The sequence below is a fragment of the Blautia sp. DFI.6.71 genome, assembly GCF_020593585.1.
Lineage (GTDB): Bacteria > Bacillota > Clostridia > Lachnospirales > Lachnospiraceae > Blautia_A > Blautia_A wexlerae.
This window is the reverse complement of the sequence record NZ_JAJDMJ010000098.1, coordinates 1-4152: the sequence shown is the minus strand read 5'-3', so window position 1 is coordinate 4152 and position 4152 is coordinate 1. Positions and strand designations below refer to the sequence as shown.

The following is a 4152-nucleotide window of genomic DNA, read 5'->3' as shown; positions in this document are numbered from 1 at the left end:
GGGGCTTCCACCCACCGGACTATATACCCTTTGCTGGACGCACGGTCAGACCCCATGAAATCCAAATAAAAGAAATGAATCAGAGCTAAAAGTTCTGTAAAAGAAACATGAAATATCTTGCAAAAACTTATCATGAGTGATAAAATCTCGTAAATGAGTTATCAGAGATGGAATGGAGATAAACAAATGCAGGAGAACATGAAAGAATACCTGACAGAAAAGGAAGCCAAGGAAAAGAGGCTGGAAGTATATACAGAGAAGATCCAGGAAAAGGTGTTGAGCAGATCTTCGGAAACAATCCGGCAGTTAGTGGAGGAGAGACACCGCCAGAAAATGACGCAGCAGGAAATAGCGGATATTACAGGGATAAAACCGTCGAATATGGCCCGGTTTGAGAGCGGTGGCAGGGTACCAACGCTGGTTGTACTGGAGAAATATGCGAATGCACTTGGAAAACATATTGAAATAAAAATCTGTGATGACTGACAGATTTTTATTTGGGATAATCATAGATGATACTATTATTAAAAATAGCGAAGCAAAATGGAGGGAGAAAGATCGCAAGAAAATTAAGGGACTGGTATCCGGGGGCAATTTACCATATCATGCACAATATATAATTGGGATTAAAAAAATATTTATATGGAATAATAGTTTCGCTATGTATCATATCTGGTGAGATGTTATTTTAACAATAAAATGTTGTATTTATACGTTTATGGGGTGGAATGAATATTTAATTGGTTGATGATAAGAAAGGTGGATTATAATGATTGAAAGTGAATTATATTACTTGGTAAAATCATATCGAGATGCAATAGAACAAGCGCATAAAAAAAATAGATTTTGTAAATGGCCATTTAATCAATTCCCGGAGGCCTGTTGCGGACAAGCTTCAGATATTTTGGCAAGGTTTTTAGGGGAGCAAGGCATTTATACAAAGGTTGTTAGTGGAAGTGATTCAAATACAACTCATGCTTGGCTTGTGCTAGATGATTCTATTTTGCAGAAAAATATACAAAGAGCTGAAGAAGCCACAGATTATGAAGAAGTAAATAAAATGAATAGGATTTTAGAAGGATATGGCTATAATAAAGAAATAAATATATATCCTTACTGTGATCTTGATTCTATTCTGAGGGGATGTACAATTATTGATATTACGGGAAGTCAATCCCAGTTTAGACTGGATTCCAAGTACTTTAATTATAACATTCCAATATATATTGGTGAAATGGATGATTTTCATAATTTGTTTGATATTAATAGTATTAATGAGTTCAGAAATGATGATAAATTGGATAATATTTATAGGATAGTCCAACAATATCTGTAATTTATGCGGATAATTAATTTAATCTTGATGCCTTTTCAAGGTGAGCTGCATTTTGCGCCCTCCGGCGGTCGCAAATGCGTTTTAGAACGGCCGCTCTGCGGAGCATAACGGCCGTCCGTTTTTAGCACCACATTGGGGTCTGACCCAATGAAATAAACAATTGTAAGTAACCTAAATGTTTGCTACTGGTCTCTCAGTTCTGCTTTTAAAATTTCTATAATAAAACTTTAAATTGTATTTTTCATAGTAATCCGTTATACTAAAGACAATATATAGCGGATTTTTATTAGTGGATTTATTGAAATTTCCAGATTCACTAGTGTTCAGGAAGGCGGCATATTGTATGTGTGAATTTAATATCCAGGAAATAGAACTTTTTAATTACAGGCAGTTTGAAGATAAGAAATTTGTGTTAAATTCAAGAATGAATGTTTTTGCAGGAAAGAATGGCTCTGGTAAAACAACAGTACTGGAAGCGGCTAATGTCGTGCTGGGGGCATATCTTGCAGCGTTTAAGACATATGTACCTTCCAGGTTTGTGTTTAATATCAAATCAACTGATGCAAGACGAAAGACTCAGATTTCAGATGATAGCAGAATTCTTACTGCTGGTGCAATCCCACAGTATCCTTGCAAGGTTAGTTGTAAGGCTGCATGGAATATTGATTATGAGTCTATTGGTTTTCAGCGTGTTCTTTTGAAACAGGATGGCAGAACTAAGTTTGGTGGAAAAAATCCAATGCAGCAGACTGTAATTGAATGGGAAAGCAAAATCGCAAATGCAGATCACTCTGATGAAGATGTTATTCTGCCACTGGTATTATACCTTAGTTCAGCACGACTTTGGAAAGATGGAAATAAAAGAACAGTAAAGACAGGCGTATTGAGCAGAACAGACGCATATAGCCACTGCCTTGATGCGCAGCATGGATTGGATATTGCATTTCGATATATAGATACGCTTAAAGCTGTTGCAGTTGAAGAAAATGATGGAAAAATTTTCCCGGCTTATGAGGTCATTTTGTGGGCGGTTAATGAGGCGTTTAGAGATGAGTTAAAATCAGGTGAAAAAATTATATTTTCTACAAAATATGAGGATGATATTATTGCACTTAGAACATCTGAAGGAACCGTTCTTCCATTTCAGATGTTGAGTGACGGTTATAGAAACGTTATCAAGATAATCTTGGATATTGCAGCAAGAATGTGTATATTAAATCCATATTTGAAGGAGAAAGCCTTACAGGAAACACCGGGTATTGTTCTTATTGATGAAATTGATTTAAGTTTGCATCCAACCTGGCAGAAAAGAATTATTGGGATTTTAAAACAACTGTTTCCTAAAATTCAGTTTATCTGTGCAACACATTCGCCTTTTATTATTCAATCACTTGAAGAGGGTGAGCTGATCACATTAGACCAGCCTCTGGAATCTGAATATTCAGGAGAGAGTATTGAAGATATTTCGGAGGATATTATGGGGGTTGTGTTACCTCAATATAGTGAAAAAAAGAGAAAAATATATGAAGCTTCAAAGCTGTATTTTGAAGCACTTACACAGGCAAAATCGCAGGAAGACATAGACAGGCTGGGAAAAAGACTGGCGGAACTGGAGGCTGAATACAGCGAAAATCCTGCTTATATGGCGTGGGTACATCAGCAGTATCTGGAACAGAAATGGAAAGTGAAAAAGAATGAGACCAATAAATAAGGGGGAGTCTCCATATAAAAAAATAAATGAATATAAGGACGCATTGCCATATTTAGAGAGACGGATAGGAATGTATTGTTCTTATTGTGAATTTTCTATACCACATGTTCCTGAGGTAGAACATGTGGTTTCAAAATCCAAAGGTGGAGATTTAACAGACTGGAATAATCTTAACCTGGGATGTAAATATTGTAATACACGAAAAAAGGCACAGACAATGCCGGAAAATAAAAAAAACTATTTGTGGCCAGATGAAGATAATACTGCTATCGCATATTCGTACATTAATGGTATCCCAAAGGTGAATGAAGAGTTATTGATAAAACTGGATTCAACAGGGGATTACCTGAAAAGAGCACGTAATACATATAACCTTGTAGGTTTAGGCAATCTTCCTATGGGAAAAGATAGAGATAGACGATTTGGACAAAGAAATACAGCTTATCAAAAAGCATTAAACTCGCTGGAACACTGGAATCATATGAAAGACCTGTCAAAAGAATATCAGAATGATATGAAAAATCAGATTATTATGACGGCATTGGGAGATGGATTTTTTTCGATATGGATGGAAGTGTTTTGCGACGAACCGGAAATACGACTAGCACTCATAGAGGCTTTTCCAGGAACCAATCTGAATTATTATGATGAGAAAGGATGCGTTAAAGAAATTATATGACAAGGATTCAGTATAATCTGGATGAGGTAATGGTTATCAAGTCTACGATCCCGGTTGGCTTTACAGCCAGTGTGAGAGCGAAATATCACTGTGACAATATTATTTAAAGTCAGCACATTGAGATCAGACGTGCGTCCAGTAAAGGGAGAAAGCCCCATCAATAATCACAGCATTGAATGTGAACTTCCAGTAATTTTTCCGCCTAAAGAAAAAAGAACAAAAATAAAATCATAAAAAATCCCGGTTTTCTGCGCTTTTCCATTGCAGACAGCCGGGAAATATAGTACACCTATTTTAGGTGGATAACCGCCTAAAAGGAGGGCGCTATGTATCTGGATTTTTTAGTGAAAGTACCAACTGTAAAAGGCAAAATCACACGGAGAAAAAAGTCAAATGTTGTATATATAGAGTATGAGTATGACCGGG

General features: G+C 36.3%; 4 protein-coding genes. All 4 read left to right on the top strand.

The features are described from left to right. The first annotated feature begins 186 nt into the window (after nt 1–186). The 4 genes from LJE12_RS19240 to LJE12_RS19225 all read left to right on the top strand — a co-directional run bounded on the left by LJE12_RS19240 (nt 187) and on the right by LJE12_RS19225 (nt 3726). Nucleotides 187–486 carry a helix-turn-helix domain-containing protein gene (locus LJE12_RS19240; protein WP_008704385.1) on the top strand — a complete coding sequence of 100 codons (300 nt, stop codon included), beginning with the start codon at nt 187–189 and terminating at the stop codon, nt 484–486. Between the two features lie 283 nt (nt 487–769). Next, nucleotides 770–1336, top strand: coding sequence for a hypothetical protein (locus LJE12_RS19235; RefSeq protein WP_008704384.1), 567 nt, complete (start codon nt 770–772; stop codon nt 1334–1336). Nucleotides 1337–1679: 343 nt separating this feature from the next. Then, nucleotides 1680–3047, top strand: coding sequence for an AAA family ATPase (locus LJE12_RS19230; RefSeq protein WP_008704383.1), 1368 nt, complete (start codon nt 1680–1682; stop codon nt 3045–3047). After that, on the top strand, nt 3031–3726 hold the full coding sequence (locus tag LJE12_RS19225; protein ID WP_020993834.1) for an HNH endonuclease: 696 nt from the start codon (nt 3031–3033) through the stop codon (nt 3724–3726). Before LJE12_RS19230 ends, LJE12_RS19225 begins: the two co-directional genes overlap by 17 nt. Nucleotides 3727–4152 lie beyond the last annotated feature (426 nt).

What these genes read in the sequence shown, in the direction of transcription:
- LJE12_RS19225 (WP_020993834.1), top strand. Translation starts at nt 3,031, where the DNA reads ATGAGACCAATAAATAAGGGGGAGTCTCCATATAAAAAAATAAATGAA.
- LJE12_RS19230 (WP_008704383.1), top strand. Translation starts at nt 1,680, where the DNA reads ATGTGTGAATTTAATATCCAGGAAATAGAACTTTTTAATTACAGGCAG.
- LJE12_RS19240 (WP_008704385.1), top strand. Translation starts at nt 187, where the DNA reads ATGCAGGAGAACATGAAAGAATACCTGACAGAAAAGGAAGCCAAGGAA.
- LJE12_RS19235 (WP_008704384.1), top strand. Translation starts at nt 770, where the DNA reads ATGATTGAAAGTGAATTATATTACTTGGTAAAATCATATCGAGATGCA.